The organism is Pseudarthrobacter sp. P1, from assembly GCF_050156935.1.
Lineage (GTDB): Bacteria > Actinomycetota > Actinomycetes > Actinomycetales > Micrococcaceae > Specibacter.
Genome location: NZ_CP189584.1, coordinates 1,330,791 through 1,354,034, shown reverse-complemented (window position 1 = coordinate 1,354,034; position 23,244 = coordinate 1,330,791). Strand labels below are relative to the sequence as shown.

17 protein-coding genes and 3 pseudogenes are annotated in these 23,244 nt (G+C 64.0%); 9 read left to right on the top strand and 11 right to left on the bottom strand.

The features are described 5' to 3' along the window. Window positions 1–26: 26 nt before the first annotated feature. Window positions 27–1,373: an ABC transporter substrate-binding protein gene (locus tag ACQCSX_RS06425; RefSeq protein ID WP_427018209.1), complete on the bottom strand. Its 1,347-nt coding sequence runs from the start codon at window positions 1,371–1,373 to the stop codon at window positions 27–29. Between the two features lie 273 nt (window positions 1,374–1,646). Between ACQCSX_RS06425 and ACQCSX_RS06420 the strand changes: the two genes are divergently transcribed. Beyond that, a complete protein-coding gene (locus tag ACQCSX_RS06420) occupies window positions 1,647–2,570 on the top strand; it encodes an AraC family transcriptional regulator (RefSeq protein WP_427018208.1) in 924 nt (307 codons plus the stop codon). A gap of 460 nt (window positions 2,571–3,030) precedes the next feature. Here the strand turns inward: ACQCSX_RS06420 and ACQCSX_RS06415 are convergent, their stop codons facing one another. The 4 genes and pseudogenes from ACQCSX_RS06415 to ACQCSX_RS06400 all read right to left on the bottom strand — a co-directional run bounded on the left by ACQCSX_RS06415 (window position 3,031) and on the right by ACQCSX_RS06400 (window position 7,077). Next, the gene (locus ACQCSX_RS06415) at window positions 3,031–3,261 is read right to left on the bottom strand and encodes a hypothetical protein (protein ID WP_427018207.1); all 231 of its coding nucleotides are present in this window, start codon (window positions 3,259–3,261) and stop codon (window positions 3,031–3,033) included. A gap of 133 nt (window positions 3,262–3,394) precedes the next feature. Next, window positions 3,395–4,696: a dicarboxylate/amino acid:cation symporter gene (locus ACQCSX_RS06410; protein ID WP_427018206.1), complete on the bottom strand. Its 1,302-nt coding sequence runs from the start codon at window positions 4,694–4,696 to the stop codon at window positions 3,395–3,397. 151 nt (window positions 4,697–4,847) lie between these two features. Beyond that, window positions 4,848–6,262, bottom strand: a pseudogene (locus ACQCSX_RS06405) (aspartate ammonia-lyase). Between the two features lie 176 nt (window positions 6,263–6,438). Next, on the bottom strand, window positions 6,439–7,077 hold the full coding sequence (locus ACQCSX_RS06400) for a FadR/GntR family transcriptional regulator (RefSeq protein WP_427018984.1): 639 nt from the start codon (window positions 7,075–7,077) through the stop codon (window positions 6,439–6,441). A 606-nt stretch (window positions 7,078–7,683) separates the two neighbouring features. Between ACQCSX_RS06400 and ACQCSX_RS06395 the strand changes: the two are divergent. After that, a pseudogene (locus tag ACQCSX_RS06395) lies at window positions 7,684–8,882 on the top strand (IS4 family transposase). Between the two features lie 166 nt (window positions 8,883–9,048). Here ACQCSX_RS06395 and ACQCSX_RS06390 read toward each other — a convergent pair. From ACQCSX_RS06390 to ACQCSX_RS06380, 3 genes are all read right to left on the bottom strand, one after another. Beyond that, the gene (locus tag ACQCSX_RS06390) at window positions 9,049–9,408 is read right to left on the bottom strand and encodes a hypothetical protein (protein WP_427018205.1); all 360 of its coding nucleotides are present in this window, start codon (window positions 9,406–9,408) and stop codon (window positions 9,049–9,051) included. Between the two features lie 25 nt (window positions 9,409–9,433). Then, a complete protein-coding gene (locus ACQCSX_RS06385) occupies window positions 9,434–9,850 on the bottom strand; it encodes a type II toxin-antitoxin system Phd/YefM family antitoxin (protein ID WP_427018204.1) in 417 nt (138 codons plus the stop codon). A 578-nt stretch (window positions 9,851–10,428) separates the two neighbouring features. After that, the gene (locus tag ACQCSX_RS06380) at window positions 10,429–11,439 is read right to left on the bottom strand and encodes an acyl-CoA thioesterase (RefSeq protein WP_427018203.1); all 1,011 of its coding nucleotides are present in this window, start codon (window positions 11,437–11,439) and stop codon (window positions 10,429–10,431) included. A gap of 888 nt (window positions 11,440–12,327) precedes the next feature. Here ACQCSX_RS06380 and ACQCSX_RS06375 point away from each other — a divergent pair. Further along, entirely contained in the window at window positions 12,328–12,450 is a 123-nt protein-coding gene (locus tag ACQCSX_RS06375; protein WP_427018202.1) for a hypothetical protein, read from the top strand. On the opposite strand, the pseudogene ACQCSX_RS06370 reads toward ACQCSX_RS06375, so the two are convergent. The 3 genes and pseudogenes from ACQCSX_RS06370 to ACQCSX_RS06360 all read right to left on the bottom strand — a co-directional run. After that, window positions 12,443–12,847: pseudogene (locus ACQCSX_RS06370) on the bottom strand (transposase); the annotation flags it as partial. The gene ACQCSX_RS06375 and the pseudogene ACQCSX_RS06370 sit on opposite strands and share 8 nt — an antisense overlap. A gap of 410 nt (window positions 12,848–13,257) precedes the next feature. Next, entirely contained in the window at window positions 13,258–13,926 is a 669-nt protein-coding gene (locus tag ACQCSX_RS06365; RefSeq protein ID WP_427018201.1) for a response regulator, read from the bottom strand. Further along, a complete protein-coding gene (locus tag ACQCSX_RS06360) occupies window positions 13,904–15,559 on the bottom strand; it encodes an ATP-binding protein (RefSeq protein ID WP_427018200.1) in 1,656 nt (551 codons plus the stop codon). The genes ACQCSX_RS06365 and ACQCSX_RS06360 overlap by 23 nt, the downstream gene beginning before the upstream one ends. 460 nt (window positions 15,560–16,019) lie before the next feature. Between ACQCSX_RS06360 and ACQCSX_RS06355 the strand changes: the two genes are divergently transcribed. The 6 genes from ACQCSX_RS06355 (at window position 16,020) to ACQCSX_RS06330 (ending at window position 23,234) form a co-directional block, all read left to right on the top strand. After that, a complete protein-coding gene (locus ACQCSX_RS06355) occupies window positions 16,020–16,874 on the top strand; it encodes an ABC transporter ATP-binding protein (protein WP_427018199.1) in 855 nt (284 codons plus the stop codon). Continuing rightward, window positions 16,871–17,743 carry an ABC transporter permease gene (locus ACQCSX_RS06350; RefSeq protein WP_427018198.1) on the top strand — a complete coding sequence of 291 codons (873 nt, stop codon included), beginning with the start codon at window positions 16,871–16,873 and terminating at the stop codon, window positions 17,741–17,743. The genes ACQCSX_RS06355 and ACQCSX_RS06350 overlap by 4 nt, the downstream gene beginning before the upstream one ends. Before the next feature lie 75 nt (window positions 17,744–17,818). Beyond that, a complete protein-coding gene (locus ACQCSX_RS06345; RefSeq protein WP_427018197.1) occupies window positions 17,819–18,913 on the top strand; it encodes an ABC transporter substrate-binding protein in 1,095 nt (364 codons plus the stop codon). A 217-nt stretch (window positions 18,914–19,130) separates the two neighbouring features. Next, a protein-coding gene (locus tag ACQCSX_RS06340; protein ID WP_427018933.1) for an IS5 family transposase occupies window positions 19,131–19,974 on the top strand; the annotation gives its coding sequence in 2 pieces (ribosomal slippage) (window positions 19,131–19,436 and window positions 19,438–19,974; 843 coding nt in all). Window positions 19,975–20,046: 72 nt separating this feature from the next. Continuing rightward, window positions 20,047–21,723 (top strand): ISAzo13 family transposase, encoded by a 1,677-nt coding sequence (locus ACQCSX_RS06335; protein ID WP_427018196.1) that lies wholly within the window; start codon window positions 20,047–20,049, stop codon window positions 21,721–21,723. Between the two features lie 149 nt (window positions 21,724–21,872). Beyond that, window positions 21,873–23,234: an IS4 family transposase gene (locus ACQCSX_RS06330; RefSeq protein ID WP_427018195.1), complete on the top strand. Its 1,362-nt coding sequence runs from the start codon at window positions 21,873–21,875 to the stop codon at window positions 23,232–23,234. The last annotated feature ends 10 nt before the right edge of the window (window positions 23,235–23,244 follow it).

The window sequence follows — 23,244 nt, the reverse complement described above, 5'->3', positions numbered from 1 at the left end:
GATGTTCTCCTGCGGTTTGGTTATGGCTACTTGTACTTGTTGCCGACTTTTTGTGCGGCTTCCTGGCCCTTGGCCAGTGCGTCGGCCACGGTGCCCTGGCCTGCGATGGCTGAGCTGACACCCTGGGAGACGGTGGTGCCCAGAGCAGCGAACTCGGGAATGCCCACAAACTGGATGCCGACGGCGGGACGCTTCTGGGCGCCGGGGTTCTTCGGGTCGGCGTATTCAATGGCGAAGCGTTCAGCCTCGAAGAACGGAGCCGCCTTCTGGAATTCGGTGTTCTCGTAGGTGGAGATGCGCTTGCCGGAGGGAACTTTCGCCCAGCCGAGCTCGGATGCGACCAATTCCTCGTATCGGCTCGAACTGGCCCAGGCGATGAATTTCCCGGCAGCATCCTGCTTCTTTGAGGCCGCCTGCACAGCCCAGGACCAGGTCCACAACCAGCCGGAGGACTTGGTGTCCTTTACCGGGGCCTGGGCGTAGCCGATCTTTCCCTTCACGGGTGATGAGTCGGCCTCCAGGGCCCCTGCGGCGGAGGTGGCGTCGTACCACATGGCTGTTTTGCCCTGGCTCATGTTGTTCAGGCACTCGGTGAAGCCAGCCTGGGCCGCCCCTGCCTCGCCGTGCTCACGGACCAGTTTGGTGTAGAACTCGACGGCTGCGGTGAATTCCGGGGCATTGACCTCCGCGTTCCAGTCCTTGTCGAACCAGGTCCCGCCAAAGGTGTTCACCACCGTGGTCAGTGGTGCGAAGACCTGGCCCCAGCCCGGTTGGCCGCGCAGGCAGATGCCCTTCATTCCCGGGACTGCGCCGTCGACCTTCGCTGCTATGTCCGCGACCTCATCCCAGGTGGGCTTCGCCGGCATGGTCAGGCCCTTGGCGTCCAGAATGTCCTTGCGGTACATCAGGAAGGACGATTCGCCGTAGAACGGTTCGCCGTAGAGCTTGCCGTCCTCGCCGGTAAGAGAGGCCGTGTAGGCCGGAAGAATGTCGGCCTGATTGAACTGGGGGTCCCTGGCCACCTCGTCCAGCGGTGCGAGCCAGCCGTTGGCGGAATAGAAGGGGATCTCGTAGTTGGACAGCGACGCGACGTCGTACTGACCGGCCTGGCTGGAGAACTCCTGGCTGATCTTTGCCCGGACATCGTTCTCCGGCAGGATCGTGTAGTTGACCCTGATGCCGGTTTCCTTGGTGAAGTTATCCGCGGTGAGCCGCTGCAGGTCCGCCATCTGGGGGTTGTTCACCATCAGGACGTTGATGCTATTCGGGTTTCCAGCGGAATTGCCTCCGCCGGCACCTGCACAGGCCGAGGCGGAAAGTGCGATGCACAGGGCGCCGGCGGCCAGTGAGGCGGGGCGTATTTTCGGGCGCATTGAGGACTCCCTTGTTCTTCAGGGGGTGCACAGCCACCACGCCTCGACTGCTGTGTCGAAGTGCTGGACTGGAGCGGGGCCCATGACCGGGAATCCGATGAGCCGCGCTGATGTTCCTCAAGATTAGGCGTGAGGCACGGGGCACAACTAGCGCCCTGGTTGCCGATTTCTGATACTTATTTTCCGCAACCGTTCCCTGTGGCAGGCGCTAATCTGGGGGAGGGCCCCTGGGCGCTGTCCAGATTTCATAAACCCTGACATACGGGGATTCCCATGACTTCCGTGGACACTGCCGACGGAGCAACGGCCAGGCTTGCCCAACGGCTGCTGGGCATGCGCGCCAACCGGGAGGTCATTCCGCCTGATCCCAGCCATTCGGTCCGTTGGACCGAACATGACTATCCCAGCCCGCTGGCACGCTGGAACTACCACCCCGAGTACGAGATCCACGTGATCCGGAAAGGCACCGGAAAATTCATTGTGGGCGACCACATCGGCACGTTTGAGGCCGGGCATGTTTCGCTGATGGGATCGGGGCTGCCACACGACTGGGTCAGCGACCTGGAGCCAGGAGAAGTGCTGAAGAACCGGGACGCGGTGATCCAGTTCGACGGAAAATGGATCCAGCAGGCAGCATCCATTGTTCCCGAACTGGCCGAGATCAAACCCCTGCTGGAACAGTCCGCCCGCGGGATCGAATTCCTCGGGCAGTCCGCCGAGGCCGCGGCTGCGTCCATCGAGGCGATGGGTGCCTCCGCCGGGTTGGAGCGGCTCCACCACCTTTTGGAACTCTTCGCGATTCTTGTGCGCACACCGCAGGAAGAACGGCGCTACCTTGCCGAGGATTGGTTCAGACCGCAACTGGACGGCCAGGCCGCGGCCGTGGTGGACATCGTCCCGGAGTACGTGTTCAGTCATCATGCCGGTACCGTCAAGATGTCCGAGGCCGCGGCCCTGGTGGGAATGTCCGAACCGACGTTCTCCAAATACTTCAAACGCTCCACCGGCCAGAACTTCAGTGATCTGGTGCGAAAACTTCGTCTAGCCCATGCGCGACGCCTGCTGGAGCGCAGCGACAAACCCATCTCCGACATTTGCTACGAAGTGGGTTTCTCGAACCTGTCCAATTTCAACAGGCACTTCCTCAACGACGCAGGTAAGACCCCACGGCACTACCGCCAACGCGTCCAAAAGTGACCATGCACCGGTAGGCTGTCCCGGTTCCAAGGACCTGTGATGACTCCGTGGCAGTGAATCGGTGCGGAACCAGTAGCGCCGGCAAGAATGGTGCACCCGGTTTCGGACATCCGTGCACTCGTCTTCTGACATTGAACGAGCCGGCCGAATTGTATCGGAAGCGTGCTTGCTACAGCTTTGCTCCAGGAGACGGGATCGCCTCACGGCAGACATATGTTGCTGCCCAACCCCACGAGTGTCAGCAAGTTGGGAATCAAACGTGGTGTTTCTCCGGTTGAATCTGTTCGGAATGGGCGAACGGCGTTCCGGCGCGCAGCGCTTTCCCCGGCAGTTGGCGACCGTGCGGAGCCGCTGATCCTCCCTGGCTCGTGGGGGCATGAGATTCCGGCCGCAAGAGTACAGAGGACGACGGCGGGAGGTCCCGCCGTCGTCCTCAAACATGGCAGTCAGCGCCGTCAGTCTAGGAGTCCGACCCCGTTTTCCCAGGAGTGATGCCGTAGAAGGCCGTGAGCCGGCCCCTGGCTCCGGGGGAAATGTTGGAACGGACGATCGAGGCGTTCTCCAGCCCTGCCAGATGGCATCTGACTGCACCCCGCCAGGACGCGATGCCGTCGCTGATGTCAGCTACTTTGCTTGCACCATGGCTTAGCAGGTAGTCGATGATTTGTGATCTGACCGGTGCGCTTCTCACCCTTTCCTCCCGCTCAATGCGGCGCACGTCCATCGGGCTCTGGACTTCAAAGCCAGCGGTCATTGGCCATGGCCTTGCAGCCGGTGTGAGGGTAGGTTCCTTGGCTAAAATAGGTTGACCGGGCGGGATCCGGTCAGTGGCTCGGAACGCGCTCGGGTTCCCTGTTATCTTCAGTGACCTTCGCATCCTCGGAGGCCTCCGCGCGCGACGCTTCCACGAAGGAAGTGGACTTGTCGTGCTTCCGGCCGATGACCGCGGTGGCGATGGCATTTCCAAGGATGTTGGTGGCGGTGCGTCCCATGTCCAGGAGTTGGTCGATTACCAGCAGGACACCAATTCCGGCGGCGGGGATACCGAAGGCAGGGACGACGGCGGCTACGACGACGAGTGACCCGCGCGGCACGCCGGCCATGCCCTTGCTGCTGAGCAGGAGCATTGCGGTCATCGCGATCTGCTGGCCAAGGTCCATGTTGATGCCATAGGCGTTGATCAGGAAGACCGACGCGAAGGTCATGTACATCATGGAGCCGTCCACGTTGAACGAGTACCCCAGTGGCAGCACGAAACCGGTGGTGCGCTTCTCGATGCCGAACTTGGTCAGGCCTTCAATGAGCTTGGGCAGGGCGGCTTCACTGCTGGAAGTGGCGAACGCGATGACCATCGGTTCACGCACTATCCGGACCAGCCGGAAGGCCGCCCGTCCGAGGAAAGCGACGGCGACGGCGACCATGATGACCCACAGGGCCGAGAGGGACACATAGAAACCGCCGATGAATGCCGCGTAAGTGGCAAACGCATCGAGACCCTGGGCGGTGAATGCCGCTGCGATGCCGGCGAAAACGCCGACGGGTGCTACCCGCATCACATACCCGGTGACCTTCAGCATGACGCCCATCAGTTCATCGATGGCATCCGCTATTGAGGAGCGACCCTTCTTCCGAAGATTCAGCAGCGCGATGCCGAAGAGAGCGCCGAATACGAGGATCTGAAGGGGGTTGTTGGCCGCCAGGGCGGCGAAGACGCTCGTGGGGATGATGTGGGTAATGAAATCCTGGTAATCGAGGGGTTTCGTTTCCATCCCCGCGTCGCCTCCCGGCATCAGGTGGAGCCCGGCACCGACGTTGAGTACATGCGCCATGATGAATCCGAACGCGCCCACCAGGACGGAGGCGGACAGGAACCAGACCATCGAGCGGCCAAAGAGCTTGCCCACCCCGCCGGATTTGGCCGCTCCGGCGATGCCGGAGACGAGGGTGGCAAAGATCAGCGGGGCAATAATCATCTTGATGAGGTTCAAGAACATGTGCGTCACGGTGTCAAGGACCGCCACGACGGATCCGCGCGTGTCCACCGGCAGCAGCCAGTGGAACAGCAGACCGCTGACGATTCCGAACACGAGCGCTGCCAGGATCAACATCGTTGATTTGTTTTTCATAGTCAGTCCTTGGGTAGAGGCCGGGGTTGGTGGCCCGGTGCTGGAACGGTCCTCGCCATCGAGTGCCGTTTTCTCTGTAGTCGGTCGGGATTTTTGGGCACGGCGGCGTGCCCCTGCTCCTTGGTCGGGTGGGGTGGTGTGTCTGCGGAGGTTATTTGGTGAGGTTGGCCAGGCGGTGCGGGCTGAGGAGCTCGGTGAGCTGCTCGGCACTGAGCAGCCCGTGTTCGAGCACGAGCTCCGCGACGCCCTTGCCGGTGACGAGGGCTTCCTGTGCAATGGCCGTGGCCGCGGCGTAGCCCAGCCGCGGGTTGAGCGCCGTGGCCAGCCCGATGGACTGCCCCACGCTCAGGCGCAGCTTCTCGACGTTGGCCGTGATGCCGCGGACGCAGCGCTCCGCCAGTGTCAGGCAGGCCGCCTCGAGGTGGAGGATGCTGCCCGTGAGGGAGTGCACGATGATCGGTTCAAAGGCGTTGAGCTGCAGCTGCCCGCCCTCGGCGGCCATGGTGATGGTGACGTCGTTGCCGATCACCTCGTAGGCCACCTGGTTCACCACCTCCGGGATGACCGGGTTGACCTTGCCGGGCATGATCGATGACCCGGACTGGACGGGCGGCAGGTTGATTTCGCCCAGCCCGGCCCGCGGGCCGGAGGATAGCAGGCGCAGATCGTTGCAGATCTTGGACAGCTTCACGGCGATGCGCTTGAGCACGCCGGAGAGCTGGACGAACGAGCCCACGTCCTGGGTGGCCTCGATCAGGTCCAGGGCCGTCACCAGCGGCAGGCCGCTGATCTGGGCCAGGTGGCGGCAGGCCACCTGCGCGTAGCCGGCCGGGGCGTTGAGCCCGGTGCCGATCGCCGTGGCGCCCAGGTTGATTTCGTGGACCAGCTGCGCGGCCTCCGCCAGGCGTGCCCGGTCCTCGCCGATCATGACGGCGTAGGTGCCGAATTCCTGGCCCAGGGTCATGGGCACGGCGTCCTGGAGCTGGGTGCGGCCCATCTTCACGACATCGCGGAATTCGGTGGACTTGGCGGCGAAGGCCTCGGCCAGCACGGCCATCGCGGCCCCCAGCGCCTGGACGGCAAAGATGGTGCCCACCTTGGCCGCCGTCGGGTAGACGTCGTTGGTGGACTGGCTCAGGTTCACATGGTCGTTCGGGTGCAGGTGCCCGTAGTCGCCCTTGGCATGGCCGAGGATTTCCAGCGCACGGTTGGCAATGACCTCGTTGGCGTTCATGTTCGAGGAGGTCCCGGCACCGCCCTGGATCACGTCCACCACGAACTCTCGCTGAGCTTGCCGTTCATGACGTCGGTGCATGCCTCCTCGATGGCTCGGGCGAGCCCGGCATCAAGCAGCCCGAGCTCCTGGTTGGACAAGGCGGCGGCCATCTTCACCATGGCCAGGCCGCGGATGAGGTTGGGGTTGCTGGAGAGCTGCTGCCCGGTGATGGGGAAGTTCTCCACCGCCCGCAGCGTGTGGACGCCCCAGTAGGCGTCGGCGGGAACATCCCGGTCGCCGAGAAGGTCGTGTTCGGAGCGGGTGTCCGGGGCGGTAAGGGCGATGGTCATTGGGTCCTCACAGGGCTTCGTTGACGGGTTTGGACGGTAAATGGTGGGACCAGGGCAGGCCTGAATGACGCCGCAGCCGGCTCGGTGGGCATGGTGGTTCCCGGCAAGGAGGCCGCGGAGGGCTTGCCGCGATTGCAGCAGGAGGGGTAGGGAGCGTGAAATTCGGGGGTTAGGATCTAGCGCGTATGGCCGGCTCTGGAGCTACCGCTTCCGGGAACGATGGTGCCCAGGGCGTATTCAACGCCGTGCAAATGCATTCTCATGGCCTGGGATGCTTCCTCGACTGATCCACTCTCGATGGCAGCGAAAATGCGGGCGTGCTCCTGACCCGATTCCTTGCGCCGGTCAGCCACGAGGTTAAGGGTGTTTGATTGGTTAGCCATGGCGTCGCAGATGTCTGACAGGAATGATTCGAACACGCCATTGCCGCTGCACCGGGCGATGGTCACATGGAACTCAGTGTTCAAAAGCACCCACTGCTGGAGATCGTCCTCCTCGGACATTTCCCGAAGGATTTCCCGAAGAGCCTCCAGGTCTTCGCTGCTGCGGCGTTGGGCGGCGAGGCCCGCGGCCGGCACTTCCACGTGGGGGCGGGCTTCAACGAGCGCACTGGCCGAATATTTGCCGAGTTTGAGGTCTTGGGCCACCTTGTCAGCCATGACAAACGTGCCCTTACCCGTTTGGGTGGCCGTAAGTCCCAATGCGGTGCATGAACGCAGCGCCTCCCTGACCATCGTGCGGCTCACGCCATACTGTTTGGCAAGCGAGGCCTCCGAGTCGAGGCGGGTGCCGACAGGGATCTTGCCGCCTTCGATAGCGCTGCGGAGGGATGCGAAGACCGCTTCGGCCGCGCCTACTCGTACGACTCGATCCTTTGCAGCTGTCCAGCTGTCCAGCTGTCCAACTTGTCCAACAGGTCCATATGACGACTATGGCACTTGTCACACGGCCCGTCATGGGGACCCTGAAAATATCGCGCGGGGAACGGACTCAGGGGCTCCCATCGGATGTCACGGAAGTCAGCTCAGGTGATGAAGATCTGTCGCGGTCTACGGCCCAGCTGGCCGGTCCGATGGAGTACCTGGCGCAAAGGCCTGATCCCCCCACGCATAGGTTTACGCACTCTGACCTGCGAAACATCGTCGCGGGTCAGAGGCGCGTTTTTTGCACCGGGTCGTACTCGAACCGACGGCCAAGAGAAACTTTGGCCAGATGTGTTGTTGGTTGCTGGGAAACGCCGTTTTCCGCGGATTTCCGGGGTATAAGTGCAATTCCAGGCACGTTGGCATGCCATCGATGGGCGTTGTTTTTGGGTGAAAAACGCGAGTAAAACTTGACCGGCTTTTCCCTGACGGCCGTTGTCGAAACAGGGAGCTACGTGCAATGCCGTTCACTTAGGCTCCTTTTGTTAATCTTTCGGCATGGCGCGCAGTGGCGGGGTGACACGCGAGGGTCCCGAGCGGTTGAGCGACCACGTCTCGATCGGTGTGTTTCCGCCGGATGTGGTGGATGCGGTGATTGAGCGGACCGGGGCCGCCGAGCAGCGCACCCGGCTGTTGCCCTCCCGGCTGATGGTCTACTACGTGATGTCCCTGGCGCTGTTTTCGGCCGGGTCGTACGAGGAGGTGATGCGGTCGCTGCTGGCCGGGATGGAGTGGCTCACGGGCCGGTTCGGGGAATGGCAGATGCCGACGAAGGCCGCGATCTTCAAGGCCCGCACCCGGCTGGGCTCCACGGTGATGGCGGAGCTGTTCGCCGAGGTGGCGACGCCGTTCGCGGCACCGGACGGGCCCGGGTTCTACAAAAGTGGCGGCTGGTGGCCGTGGACGGGACCACCCTGGACCTGGCGGACACGCCGGCCAACGAACGCGCCTACGGGCGTCCGGGCACGACGACGGACTTCAAGAGCGCCTACCCGCAGGCGCGGGTGCTCGGCCTGGTCGAATGTGGCACGCACGCGGTCCTCTCGGCCGTGGTCGCCGGGCTTTCCACCTCCGAGCACGACCTGTATCCGGCCCTGCAGGCGGACCTGGATGCCTCGATGCTGCTGATGGCCGACCGGGGATTCTTCTCCTACACCGCCTGGACGGACAGTGCCGGAACCGGGGCGGCGCTGCTGTGGCGGGTCAAGGCCTCCAACCTGCTGCCCGTCGTTGAGGAGCTGGCCGACGGGTCCTACCTCTCGGACCTTTATGCCAGCCCCAAGGACAGGAGGAAGGACACGGACCCGGTCCGGGTGCGGGTCATCGAATACACGGTCACCACCGGGGAGGAGGTCAGCGGCTTCCGCCTCATCACCACCCTCCTGGACCCGGAGGCGGCACCGGCACAAGACCTCGCCGGGGCGTATGCCAGACGGTGGGAAATTGAGTCCAGCTTCGACGAACTCAAGACCCGCCAGCGCGGGCCGGGGATGGTGCTGGGGTCCAAAACCCCCGGCGGGGTCCTGCAGGAAATCTACGGCCACCTGTGCGTGCACTACGCCATCCGCTCCCTCATCGGGAGCGTCGCCCGGCACTTCGAGGAGGACCCGCTGCGGTTCTCCTTCACACGGACCCTCCGGGCAGCCAAGCGTTCCCTTGCCGGGCGCCCGGCTTTTTCCCCCTCAACGCCTGGCTGAGGCCTTCGCCGTCTTCTGCCGGGAAATCCTGCACGAACTCCTGCCCCCGCGCCGGCACCAGCCCCCGCGTGGTCAAACGGACGATGTCGAACCGGCCGCTCAAACGAGTACCAAAGAACCCTAAGTGAACGGCATTGGAGCTAGGTGTGCGCTACAAGCCCCGCTGTTACTTGGTGGCGTTCGGGTGGTGGGTGTGGACGTCAACGAGGACCACGGTCCGGTCCTGGACGTAGAACCAGATCCTGGCGCCGTTGGATAGCTCGTATTGCCGGCCGTGGTTGGCACCCTGGTGCGGAACGGATTCGAGGTCGCCCTTCATGCCGTGGCACGTGGTGTCGTCCCCGAGGGGATTGCTGGTGAGGCGTTCCCACGCGGAGACCACGGCATTGCGCTGGACGGCGAGGACCTCGACCCACCCTTTGCGGGCGTTGACGTTCCGAAGGCGATTGCATACTCGTTGCGGCGCAAGGGGCGGGGGACTGCCTCCGTCGTGGGGTTCACTGCCCTGCCCGGGGACCGTCAACATTCTCGGCGTCGTCCAGCCAGTCGAGTTAGGTGTCCGGGGTATAGCCCGAGGCGACCGCCTCCGCCGTCGCCGTCCACTCGGACAGCACGACAAACAGCCTGTCGAAACTTGAGATGGATGCGCAGGCCCGTGAGACGTCAACGATTTCGGCCGCGAACTGCTCGCGCTGGTCGCTGGGCAGGAAGTCAAGCCAAGGGAACGGGCCCATGAGCCGTTCGGCGAAGGTTGTTTCCCCGGAAGCGAGCGAGGCGGCGACCAGGCTTGCCGCCAGCCGGAGGGCTTCGTGTTCGCGTTCCACCGTGCTGGAGCGCAGGAGTGTCAAGGGTTCGCCATCGCGGCGGGTGATGGTCACGGGGCCTTCATCCGCCGCGCGGAAGACCTGTGCCGGATTCCTGGAGAGGTCCGAGGAGTTGGCGGTGCGGCTGGTGGTAACGGTGCTCATGCATCCACTGTTCTGAACATATTCAGAAAAGGCAACGCGTCTTCAGGAATGTGCCTGCCGGCAGCGCTGGGCTGCCATCCGTGACGGGCTGCGGTGCGGGTGATTGTGCGGTGCGCGGGTTCCGGGGATTGCTTTCGTTGCTTCCCCGGGAAGTTATCCGATGGGTACGGCGCCCGCATCCTCCGAGACAGAGGGGGCTGCACATCGAACTGCGCACCATTCCCGGATGTCCCCACCAAACCCCGGCAGCCGGGCTGTTCGCCCATGCCCTGGATTTGGAAGGGCTCGATCCGACGCCACAGGGCTTGTCTCCGGGCGGCCGGGCCTGGCGTCCCGTCGCGAGGCCGTCCGCGTTGTTATCACCCAGTACGCCCGCACGGTCTGAACCGGCGGGGGAGGCATCTAGTGGACGCGCGGCGGGAGGAGGCCCAAAGGGTCCTTCATCACGGTTGGTCATACGGAACGTTTTGCGGCACATCGCCCAATAAGTCCCCACCTTGATACCAAGAGCGCTGACGCCTAGAACTTACCTGGGTCACTGGAGCAACCCGCAGATGCACACGGACCGCTTCCGGCCACTAGAACGAAACGGTCCCCACCGTCTTGCCTGGAGTCGTCGGGCTTCCAGCCGGCAACAGGTGGTTGGGGAGCCTGTTTCCTGGCGCCCGGCCGCGGATTTCGAGCAGATCCCGGGCATGGTCGTGCAGGCGATTGTCTTCCTCGGAAACGGGAACCCAAGGCGGAACTGGCACCGAGTTGCCGGCGTCGTCCCGTGTCACCATCACGGTCAGGCAGTAGGTGGTCAGGTCCATCTCGCGTCCTTTGGGATCTCCCGATCGGACATGGACGGCGATGTGCATGCCCTTCGTTCCCGTGTAGACCAGCCGGGCCTCCACTTCCACCACGTGGCCGATCAGCAGTGGCCGGTAGAACCGGACGCCGCCGGAGAACACCGCCACGGTGTCATTGCCGCAGTATCGTGATGCGCACACATAGGCGGCTTCATCGATCCACTTCATCACAATCCCGCCGTGAACCTTGCCACCCCAGTTCACATCCGTGGGTGCGGCCATGAATCTCAAGACCACGCGCTCGGCAGTTCCTGCATCGGTATATTCCTGGGCCTTCATGGCCGCCACAATCTCTTCCCGGACTTTGATCCGGGCCACGGCGTCATCACGCTGTTGAATCTCCTCCGGCGTGGCAGGCTCAAACGGTGTCACCGGGACGGGTTTGCCGTCCTCGCCCACGGCCACGAAGATCACCATGCACTGGCTGCGCATGGTGGGGATTCCACCCCTGGGGTCCCCCGAGGACACCACCGTGCGAATATGCATCGACGACCGGCCGGTGTAGACAATAGTTGCCTCCACCTCCACCATGTCGCCACTGTTGACAGGGGCCGCGAAGTGGATGTTGCCCACATAGGCCGTCACACAGTAGGACTTGGCCCAGCCCACCGCGGCGGCGTAGGCTGCCTTGTCCACCCACTCCAGCACGGTGCCGGCATCCACGGAGCCGCTGTGTCCGACATCGGTGGGGGCCGCTAGGAAGCGAAGGGTCACGGAATTGGCGGCAGTCTCACTCATGAAATGAGTCTATTGACGTGGCAGTACGTGGAAACGAGTGGAAGTCTCAAAGGCTGTTTCTGCCGTCACAATCGACAAACAACGTGACGGAAGACAGCTGGCCGTGGGCTCGTGGGCTCGTTGGGATGCGTCCTCGGAACCGGCCAGAACACCGATCGGAGGCCCAAATAATTGGGTCCATGTGCAGCTGGCCCGCCTTGGCGCACAATGACTGCATTTGAAAGCTTTCGGGAGGCTTTGCAGGGCGGTCTGGGAAGAGCTTGGGCAGGACGTGGGCCCGTTTCGGGTGCTCACGGCGCAGATATCGTGGCCAGGTTTTCGTTCAAAAACGTGAGTTGGCCCGTTCCCGCCCTGACCTGCGGGACAAAACCGCAGGTCAGGGCCATGTGGTGCCCCGGGCGGGAATCGAACCCGCGGCCAAGAGAATCCCATGACGTGGATCTTAAGTGGTGTCGTTGCTGTCAAAATCAGCGTATTTCCGGGAATTTTCGCCATTGTCGAAGGTCGTCGATTGCGTTGGTTTTCGGTTGAAAAAGGTGGGTTCCTCTTCCGAACCCTTCGATGCCGTCTGAGGTTCGAGTGCGAATTCTGCGAAACAGGTTCATGGTGATCCCCGCAGTCGGGCCGTGTTTGCCGCCGTCCGTGTCTACCATTTTACTCCCGAGTCCTCGGCCGTTGGCAGTGCTTGCTGGTGTGCCGCCCCCGATTATGCCGACTCCTTCCGGCGCTACGCCCCGAAACGAGAGGCCAGCAACCTATGGGTCTGCATAATCCGGAGGCCAACATAGAACTACGCCACGCACAAGCACGCCAACGTGAGGTCGTGGCTGGCGGAGAACCCGCGCATCCACGTCCACTTCACGCCCACGTCGGGGATTGTGGCTGAAAATGGTCGAGATCTGGTTCTGGAACATCGAGCGCCAAGTCATCCACCGCGGCACATTCACCTCGGTGACGGACCTGATGCGCAAGATCCGGCAATTCATCACGGGCTGGAACAACGCTCATTAAGTAGTTCATGGGTTTTGCGTGTGTCGTAGCCGGCGTCCAAGCGTACGGTAATCATTGTGGGCAGGTGGAACCCGAAGCGTGAGAGTGTTTCCCGGGTCGGGCGGAGCAGGGATGAGTCGTGCCGGTTCGCCGCCGCGACCATGGTACCCAGCGGGATGCCTGTCCCGTCGACCAGTAGGGAGCGTTTGGTGCCTTCTTTTCCGCGGTCCATCGGGGAACGGCCAGCGGCCTCGCTGCTGCAGGGGGCCTTGACTAGGCAGCCGTCCACGGCCAGGTCCGTCAAATTCAGACCACGATCCGGTCGTAAGTGTCCAGGCACAGCTGCTCGAGGTCCGCAAAGCTGCCTGCGGCGATCCATTCATCCCGTCGGCGCCGGATCGAAAGTGGCCGAACAGGTGAGGGATTGCGGTGGAATGACCGGGTTCGAGGGCTTCGCCAACAAATTATTGCGGGATTGGATGCTGTACGGCGATGATGATTCTGACGCCGGGAACGCTTTTTACGGGGCACTGATCGTGCCACCGGACCTTTACACCGATTGGCTGGACCCCGAAACCACCTCCGAAGCCGACGTGCGCGCGTTGCTGGACTCCATGCCCGAACCACACTTGGATCCCGGAGTGGTCATCGACAGGGTCAATTCAGTGCGCAACAACGACCCTGAACTCATCAAACCGGCCCTGCTGATAGCTGACAACCTCCTGCTAGGAGGGCCGCTGATGCTTCCCGCAGGCAGGTCTCAGCACGGCATACGCCGTCCAATCTGGGCTTTGCACACCAGAACAGAGGGTTTGGCCGCTCCCACGGCTACGGCACGGTGTATGAGTTCAGCGGCCGGCCGGTGCCGCCGTACGTGAGGTCCAGGATGAGAAGGCCCTTGCGTTCCAGGGCGCTGAGGTAACGCTGGGCCGTCGGGCGGCTGACACCGAGCCGGTCGGCGATCTCCGCAGCGCTGACGGGAGCGCCGGCGCCGCGGACGGCGTCGAGCGCTTTCTGCATGGTGGGCTGCAGGCGCGGCGCCGGGGCAGCGGGCCTGACACCGGCCGAGCGGGCGTTGTAGAGACTGTCAACGGTTGCCTGGTTGGCCGTTGATGCGGATTCCAGCTCCTGCCGCCACTTCTGGTAGGCCTCCAGCTGTGTGCGGAGCCGGTCAAAGCTGAAGGGCTTGACGAGGTAATAGACGGCGCCGCTGCTCATGGCCGACTTGACGGTAGCCAGGTCTTGAGCGGCGGTGATGATGATGCAATCGACCGGGGTTCCAGCCGCCTGCAGGGACCGCAGCAGGGAGAGCCCGTCCTCGTCCGGAAGGTGCACGTCCAGCAGGAGCAGGTCCGGGTTTAGCCGCGCGATTGCCTCCCGCGCGGCTGCGGCACTGTACACCTGGCCCACGCATTCGAAGCCGTCAACCTTGGCCACGCGGGCCGCGTGGATTCCGGCGACCCTGAAATCGTCATCAACCACCAATGTCTTGATCAACGCCTGTCCTCCTGTCCTTGTCCGCAATGTGCGAGTTTGCCGGCAACCACACCTCAAAATTACCGCCGGGCCCCGGGAACACGTCGAGGGTTCCCCCGGCCCGGTGCACAATTCTCCGCACCAGGGCCAGCCCGATTCCTCGCCGCATGCCGGGCCGTGGGTCCTTGGTGGAATAGCCATCCACCACCACCTGGTCGATCTTCTCTGCCGGGACGCCGGGTCCATTGTCGCGCACGGCGATGAAAACGCCGTCGGCGTCGTCAAACTGTACCGTCACCGTGCGTGGCCGGGGAGTATTGGCCAGCGCGTCCACGGCGTTGTCCAGGAGGTTGCCGACGATTGTCAGCAGTTCCGCCTGGTCAACCTGTGGGCGTTCCAGCCGGGACTCGGCGGTTACCTCGATGTGCACGTCCTGTTCGGCGGCAACGGTGATCTTGGCCAGCAGCAGGGCTGCCAGCTCCGGCGGCTCGATCCTTGCGCGCAGCCCTTCGCCCAGTGACCTGGACATGGAGGATATTTGCGAGACGTAGCTCCTGGCCTGGTCCACTTCCCCCATCTCCAGCAGGCCGTCGACGATGTGCAGCCGGTTGGCGTATTCGTGCTCCAGAGCGCGCATTGCCTCCATCAGGCCCTGGATGGAGTGCAGGTCCCGGACCAGGGCCTCGATCTCGGTGCGGTCCCGCAGGGTGACGACGGAGCCGATGCTCCGCCCGGCGATCGAGACAGGCATGCGGTTGACCACCAGCAGGGCGTCCTCCATCAGCGCCACTTGGTCCGCGCCGGAGAGGGCGCCGGTGAACAGGTCCCGGAGCCGCCCGTCTTGAATCAGCTCGGCAACCGGTTTTCCCAGCGCCGCCCCCTCGATCTGGAGCAGCCGCCGGGCCTCCCCGTTGATGACCGTCACCCTCCCGTCGTCGTCAAGGCCGACGACGGCCTCCCGGATCCCGTGCAGCAGCGCCTCACGCTCTTGCAGCAGGGAGGCGATCTCGGCCGGCTCCAGGTTGAAGGTGACACGCTTGATCCGGCGGGAGAGCAACAGTGAACCGCCGACGCCCAGGGCCAGGACCAGCGCCGAGAACCCGGTGATCAGCCAGATGTTCTGGGCCTGGTTGTCCAGGACTTTGGTTTCCTCGATGCCCACCGACACCTGGCCTATCACCGAGCCGTCCGCCCCGAAGATCGGGGCCCTGGCGTTGGCCGACGTGCCCAGGCTGCCCACGTCGAATCCCACGTGGGTTTCGCCGTCCAGTACGGCGACGGGTTCTTCCAGCTTCTGGCCGATCAGCGCCGGGTCGGGGTGGGAAAACCGGATGCCGTTGCGGTCGGTGACCACGACGTAGGCGGACTGAGCGGCAGTCGCGATCTCCCGGGCGAGCCCGTCGATGACGTGCTTGGGATCCCCGGCCGCCAGGGCGGAGCGGATCTCCGGCATCTGCGCGGAGGTGGTCGCAATGCCCAAGGCACGCAGCTGGTATTGCCGGTCCAGGGTCTGGTTGCTGATCAGCGTGAACAGAAACCCGCCCAGGACGACCGTGAGGAGCAGCAGCGAGAGGGAGGCCAGGAGGATCTGGGTGGTCAGGGTCGAAGAATGGCCGCCGGCCCGGAGGCGCTGTGCCCGTGACGCGGGGCTCAACGGAATCCGCATCCCGGCCGGGCATTTACCCTGTGGCGGAAAACGCACAAAACGTGCACTTTAGCCGTTAAGGCACACAACTTACTGAAGTCTTTTATCACGAACAATCACTTTCTAAGCTTCACATAGTTTCCGTGATCCACATCACGGACACAAGCGGCTCTCAAGGAAGGGATGCAAGTGACCACGGTGTCGGAACTGCAACGAAGCAGCCGCACGGCCGCCACAGCCGGCGGTCCGGGCCCCATGGGCTGTCGGAAGTCGACGACCCCGACCCTGACGGCCGGAGCGGGCCTGAAGTTGGCAGCGTGCAGCCGACTCCAGGGCCACAAAAACCACAGTTCCACAATGCCACAGAACCGAAAAGAAACACCGGCCGCCCCGATTTCCCGACGCACCTTCGTGGTGTGTCTGGTAACGAGCAGTCACATGAACCGAAAGACAGAGAGGTCTTAGCGTTATGAATTCTAACCATCCCAACCGGCCACCCGCGGCCCCCGAGAAAGCCGAGGGGGCAGGTATCGACATCGTCGGGTTGACCAAGCGGTACCTCACGCCCAAGGGCGAGACCTTCACCGCCATCCGTGACGTGACGCTTAAGGTTGAACCCGGCCAGTTCTGCGCGATCGTCGGACCGACCGGTTGCGGCAAGTCCACCACGCTGGCTCAGGTCTCCGGCCTGGAGCGGCCGAGCGCCGGCTCAGTGAGCGTCCACGATCATATCGTCGACGGCATCACCAAGGGCGTCAGCTACATGTTCCAGGCGGACGCGCTCTTCCCCTGGAAGACCGTCCTGGGCAACGTGTTGATCGGCCCGGTCCTGCTCGGCACGCCCAAACGCGAAGCCACCGTGCTCGCCAGGGACTGGCTGCGCCGCGTCGGCCTGGCCGGCTTCGAGGACCGCTATCCGCACCAGTTGTCCGGCGGCATGCGCAAGCGCGTCGCCATGGCGGCGGCGCTGATCAACAACCCGAGGATCCTGTTGATGGATGAGCCGTTCGGCGCCCTGGACGTGCAGACCAAGGCCATCATGCAGAACGAGCTGCTCCAGCTCTGGGAGGAACTGCGCCCCTCGGTCCTGTTCATCACCCATGACCTCGACGAGGCGGTGGCCCTCTCCGACAAGGTAGTCATCATGACCAGCAGCCCCGGCACCATCAAAGATGTCTTCGACATCGATCTGCCCAGGCCGCGCGGCGATGTCCAGCAGATCCGCCACGAGGGGCGCTTCCTGGAGCTGCAGGGCCGGATCTGGGAATCCCTGAAAGACGAAGTCACCCGGGCCTACAAGCAATCGGCAGGTGCAGCAGCATGACAACGACAACCCATAACGGTGCTCCCGCACACGAGCAGGCGACCGGGCTTCAAATCTCCGCCCGGCGCGCCATGACGCGCCGCACCACATGGATCTGGACCGGCCGTATCGCCCTGGCGGTTATCGTGATCGGAGGCTGGCAGTGGTTCACCTCGGCCGGCTGGGTCGACAAGTTCTTCTTCGGCCAGCCCACAGGAATCTGGAACAGCCTGCTCAACCTCTTCACAGAGGGCACCGCATTCGGCAGCATCTGGGAGAACCTCGGAATCACCGTGCAGGAGGCGTTCTACGGCTTCCTGCTCGGCACCCTCGTCGGTGTCGTGCTCGGGATCCTCCTGGGCTCGAACAAGTACCTCTCGGCAGTCGTGGGCCCGTACATCCGGATCGTGAATTCAATCCCCCGGATCGTGCTCGGGTCGATCTTCATCGTCGCGTTCGGCCTCGGAACCTTCCCGAAGGTGCTGCTCGCGGCAGTACTGGTCTTCTTCGTCGTCTTCTTCAACGCCTTCCAGGGCGTCCGTGAGGTGGATCAGAACCTGGTCGGGAACGTGCGCGTGTTGGGTGCATCACCGCTCCAGGTCGCGATCCACGTGACAATTCCATCGGCGATGACCTGGATCATCGCGAGCCTGCACACGGCGTTCGGCTTCGCGATCATCGGCGCCCTCGTCGCCGAAGTGCTCGGTGCCCAGCACGGAATCGGCCTGATCATCAGCCAGGCACAGGGGACCTTCGATCCCGACACGGTCTTCGCCTGCATGGTGATCATCGCCGTGGTCACCCTCGGCGCGGAATACCTCATCGCTCTGCTGGAGCACGCGCTGCTGAAATGGCAGCCACCGAACCGTTCCGAAGCCCAGGCCATCTGAAAATCTCCGTCACTCATTCCACCTACTGATAACAACCGCCACCATCCAATGGATAACAAAAGGAAACGTGCCCCAATGATGAAGCACAGAATCTACGCCGTCGCCGCAGCCGGAGCCATCGCGCTCAGCCTCGCCGCCTGCGGCGGCAACTCCGGAAGCGGCAGCGCCGCCGCCGACGGCAGCTCCGCTCCGGTGCCCACCGTCAAGTTGATGGTCGGCGGCATCGACAAACAGATCTATCTGCCCTACCAGCTCGCCGAACAGCTGGGCTATTACAAGAAGTACGGAGTGAACGTCGAGCTCTCGACCGAGCAGCAGGGTGGCGTGGGCGCCGAGGACGCGATGGCCTCCGGCCAGGTCGACATGACCGGCGCCTGGTATATCCATACCGTTGACTTCCAGTCCAAGGGCAAAAACGTGATCAACCTCGTGCAGCTCTCCGGCGCACCAGGCGAACGGTTGATGTGCGCGACCAACAGCGGCGTCCACTCAGCAGCCGACCTCAAAGGCAAGACCGTCGGCGTCACCGACCTCGGCTCGGGAACCGATGAGCTCACCCAGTTCATCGCCTCCAAGGCCGGTCTGTCGAAGAACGACTACCACACCCTCGCCGTGGGTTCCGGGGCAACGGCCATCGCAGCCATCCAGCGCGCCTCCGCCGACTGCGTCATGACCACGCAGCCGACCGTGGGCGCACTCGAGAGCAAGAACCTCGCCTACACCGCCGTCGACCTGGCCACCTCGGACGGCGCCAAGGCCGCCCTCGGCGGGGAGTCGCCAGCCGCGGGTCTCCTGGCGCAGGCCGACTGGGTCAAGACCCACGAGGACGAGGCACAGAAAGTTGTCAACGCACTGGTGGACACCATGCACTGGATCAACAGCCACTCGGCCGCAGAAATCGCCGACAAGCTGCCCGCCTCCTACGTCCAGAACAACACCATCAGCAAGGACCAGTACGTGTCCGCGCTGAATCAGGACAAGGGTCAGTTCCTGCCCGACGGCATCATGCCGGCCGGCGGCCCCAAGGTGATCTTCGACATGGAAAAGACGATCGGCGTCGACACTTCCAAGGTCACCATCTCCAACACGTTCACCAACAAGTACGCACTCGCTGCGAACAAACTGGAAGGCTACACCCCCACCACCACACCGGCCGGCGACAACGGGTGACATAATCCCCACATAGAAGGCATGGGCGCGGCAACGCCACCGACCAATAGCCCCTAGTGATCGGCCTGCGTGGAATTCCACGTAGGCCGATCACACCTCGTCACGGGGGACTAGGGTGTGTCTCCTAATCAGTGGTTTTGCGGTTTGGCATGATTGATGGGTGCCTTCTCGCTATTCCGTGTTGTCCGATGCCCAGTGGGAGTCCATTGCCCCGTTGATGCCCGATTCGTCGGGGAAACCGGGCCGACCCTTCAACGACCACCGGCTGATGACCGAGGGCATCATCTACCGCTACCGGGCAGGGATCCCATGGCGTGATCTCCCTGCCTATTTCGGGTCGTGGAAGACCGTGTGGAAGCACCACCGCCGCAACGCCGCCAACGGGACCTGGGACAAGGTCCTGGCGGCGTTGCTGACCCGCGCGGACACGGCCGGGCTGATCAACTGGGAGGTCTCGATCGACTCCACGGTCAACCGTGCCCACCAGCACGGCACGAACCTGCCCCGCCACACAGGGGGACCTGTCGAATTACAGGAATCTGCTCGACGAGCCTGAGGACCATGCCATCGGCCGGTCCCGCGGCGGGCTGACCACCAAGATCCACGCCCTGGTGGATGGCAACATGCGTCCCCTGGTCCTGCTGCTGGGGCCGGGCCAGGGCGGGGACTCGCCGATGTTTGAGAACCTCATGGAGGCCCTGAAGGTAGAAAGGCCCGGTCCCGGCCGGGCCCGCACCCGCCCGGACCGGGCCATGGCCGACAAGGCCTATTCCTCCAAAGCAATCCGGGCGTACCTGCGCGGGCGGGGCATCGAGTGCGTTATCCCGGAAAAGGACGACCAGAAGGCCAACCGGAAACGCAAGGGCTCCGCCGGGGGACGCCCCGTCAGATACGACAGGGACGCCTACAAACGGCGCAATGTGGTCGAGCGCAGCTTCAACACCCTCAAGCAATGGCGGTCCCTGGCCACCCGCTACGACAAACTGGCCCTCACCTACCGCTCAGCGGCCGTCCTGCACGCCGTCGTCATCTGGAGCGCCGCATTGGGAGACACGCCCTAGTAGCAATGCCGTGTAGTTAGGGACTGTCGCGAAATTAGTTGCGTTTCTTCCCGGGGTGGTGCCATCTGAAGTATGGGCGTAACGGTGGAGATTGAACAGGCGCTGGCGGCGAAGTTCCGGGTGCTTTTCCCTCATCTGGATGAGCGGCAGCGTCGTTTGTTGATGGGGGCCGAGGCCCAGGTGTTGAGCCATGGTGGGATCCGGGCAGTGGCCCGGGCCGCGGGGATCTCGGAGCATACGGTCTCGCGGGGAATGCACGATCTGGATGCCTGTGAAGCACCGTTGGGCAGAACGCGTCTGCCTGGCGGGGGCCGGAAGAGGCTGTCCGAGATGGATGCCGGGCTGCGGCCGGCGTTGCTCGCGTTGGTCGAGCCGGACGAGCGCGGGGACCCGATGTCGCCGTTGCGGTGGACGACGAAATCGACCCGCATACTCGCCACGACGTTGACGGCCCAGGGCCACCGGGTCGGTGCGGACACCGTCGCCGGGCTGTTGCACCAGGAGGGATTCAGCCTGCAGTCCAACGCCAAGACCCTGGAGGGCAAGCAGAGCCCGGACCGCGACGCACAGTTCCGATACATCAACGATCAGGCCAAGGCCCACCGGGAGACGGGGGACCCCGTTCTCAGCGTGGATGCCAAGAAGAAGGAACTTGTCGGTGACTACCGCAACGGGGGAAAGGAATGGCGGCGGGCGGGTGATCCTGTGCCGGTGAACACCCATGATTTTCCGGACGAGGACCTGGGCAAAGCCCTTCCGTACGGGATCTATGACATGGCGGCGAATGCCGGCTGGGTCAATGTTGGCACCGACCATGACACCGCCGCGTTTGCCGTTGAGTCGTTGCGGCGCTGGTGGAACGGGATGGGTCGCGAAAGCTACCCGCAGGCTCGGAGGCTGCTGGTCACCGCCGACGCCGGCGGGTCCAACGGATACAGGCCCCGTGCGTGGAAGGACGGGTTGGCTGCCCTGGCCACCGAGACGGGATTGTCGATCACTGTCTGCCATTTCCCGCCGGGGACCTCCAAATGGAACTCCATCGAGCACCGTTTGTTTGCGCAGATCACCATGAACTGGCGCGGCAGGCCCCTGGTCAGCCACGAGGTCATCGTCAACACCATCGCGGCCACGACCACCCGCACCGGTTTGCGCGTGCACGCCGAACTTGACACAGGGCGGTACCCTACCGGGGTCGCCGTCAGTGACCAGCAGATGGCGGACCTGCCGATCACCCGCCACGACTGGCATGGCGACTGGAACTACACCCTGCGCCCGGCGGCTCCGGAACATTCCGCCCATGAGACTGACGGGGAGCCCCCACGCCCGGACCACGCATGGCTGCACCATCCGGCCCTGACCGGGATCGAGTACCCTGCCTGGGAACAGCTGATCGAGCAATTGGGCGTGGCCCGACACGCCCAACGCGAAGCAGCCCTTCACCAGCGCCGCGGCCACGCCAGGCGTGCAACTGCCGGCACCGGCCGCAAAGCAGTCCTCACCTTGGCAGACCGCACCGCCATCACCCTGCTCTATCAGCGGTTCGCCCCGCCACAACGCACCCTCGCGCACCTATTCGGTGTGACCCAGCAGACCATCCACCGTGTCATCCAACAGACCCGTGCACTGCTCACCGTCATCGGCTACACCCCCGAACCCGCCGGCCTCCGACTAACCACCGCGGCCGAGATAGCCACACACGTAGCCAATGCCGGCGCCGTCATCCCGGAACAAACCAAAGCCACAGGTTAATAATCGACAGTCCCTTAACGGGGGCAAGCCGTAGTCAAGGCCTGGCTTTGCCGGCGTGTCGGTGGGAGAAAAAGGGCGGAGTTTTCTGGTATTCAGGTAATCGACCAAGACCAACTGAAACAGAAAACTCCGCTCCCATGCATTCTGCCATGCCCGATCCCCCCGCTGCACCCGCCGGTCCTTTCGCCGCGGGGCATCTGGGTGAGTTGACCCGGCACCTGCCGCCGGAAATGATCGACCACGCCTTGGAAGCCACCGGCAGGATCCAGGGACGGATCCGTTCGTTGCCGGCCCGCGTGGTGGTCTACTTTGTGCTGGCCTCTGTCCTGTTTCCCGGCCTCGGATATGCCCGGGTTTGGCGCAAACTCACCTCCGGGCTGGCCTGCGGGGTGCTGCCGGTCAGTGCAGGGGCGTTGTCCCAGGCCCGGCGCCGGATCGGGGCCGCACCGTTGCGCTGGATCTTCGACCTGCTCCGCGGCCCGGCGGCCATCACCGGTGCCGGGGGCGATCGGTTCCGCGGGTTGAGGGTCTGCGCGATCGACGGGACGATCCTGACGCTGCCCGATGCCCCGGCCGTCCTCACCCGCTACACCAAGCAGGCCGGGAACCACGGCGGGACCGGCTTTCCCCAGGCCCGCCTGGTGGCCCTGGTGGCCTGCGGCACCCGCACGCTGCTCGATGCCGTGTTCGGGCCGACCGGAACCGGGGAAACGACCTACACCCCGGCCCTGTTCCGCAGCATGGGCCCGGGCATGATCGTGCTGGCTGACCGCAATTTCGCCGCCCGGGACCTGCTGGCCGGCATCGCCCGGACCGGGGCCGCGTTCCTGGTGCGCATCAAGGCTGGGCGCAAGCTCCCGGTGCTGGCCCGCTACCCCGACGGGTCCTACCTCTCACGGCTCGGACCCACCGAGGTGCGCGTCATCGACGCCGAGATCACCGTCAAGACCACCGCCGGGACACAACGGAGCCTTTACCGGTTGGCCACCTCGCTGACCGACCACCGGCTGGCCCCGGCGCCGGAACTCATCCGGCCCTGCCACGAACGCTGGGAGATCGAGACGTCCTTCCGGGACCTGAAATCAACCATGCTCGGCGGAAAGGTGCTGCGTTCACGCACCCCCGGGGGCATCGAGCAGGAAATCTATGCGTTCCTGGTCGCCTACCAGCTGCTGCGCACCGCGATGGCCGACGCGACCAACACCGACCCCGGCCTCGACCCGGACCGGGCCAGTTTCAGCATCGCCCTGGACACGGCCACCGACCTCATCATCCAGGCCGCGAACACGACCACCGGTTCCACCATTGATCTCGTCGGGACCATCGGACGCAACGTCCTGGCACACCTGCTGCCCGCACGACGCCTGCGGGTTTGCCCCCGGATCGTCAAACGCGCGATCTCGAAATACCAGGCCCGCGGACCCAAACCCAACCGGAGAAGCTACACGGCAGTCATTGACGTCGAAATCCTCACCGGCGCAACCGCCTTGACAACACCAAACCGAGCTTAAGGGACTGTCG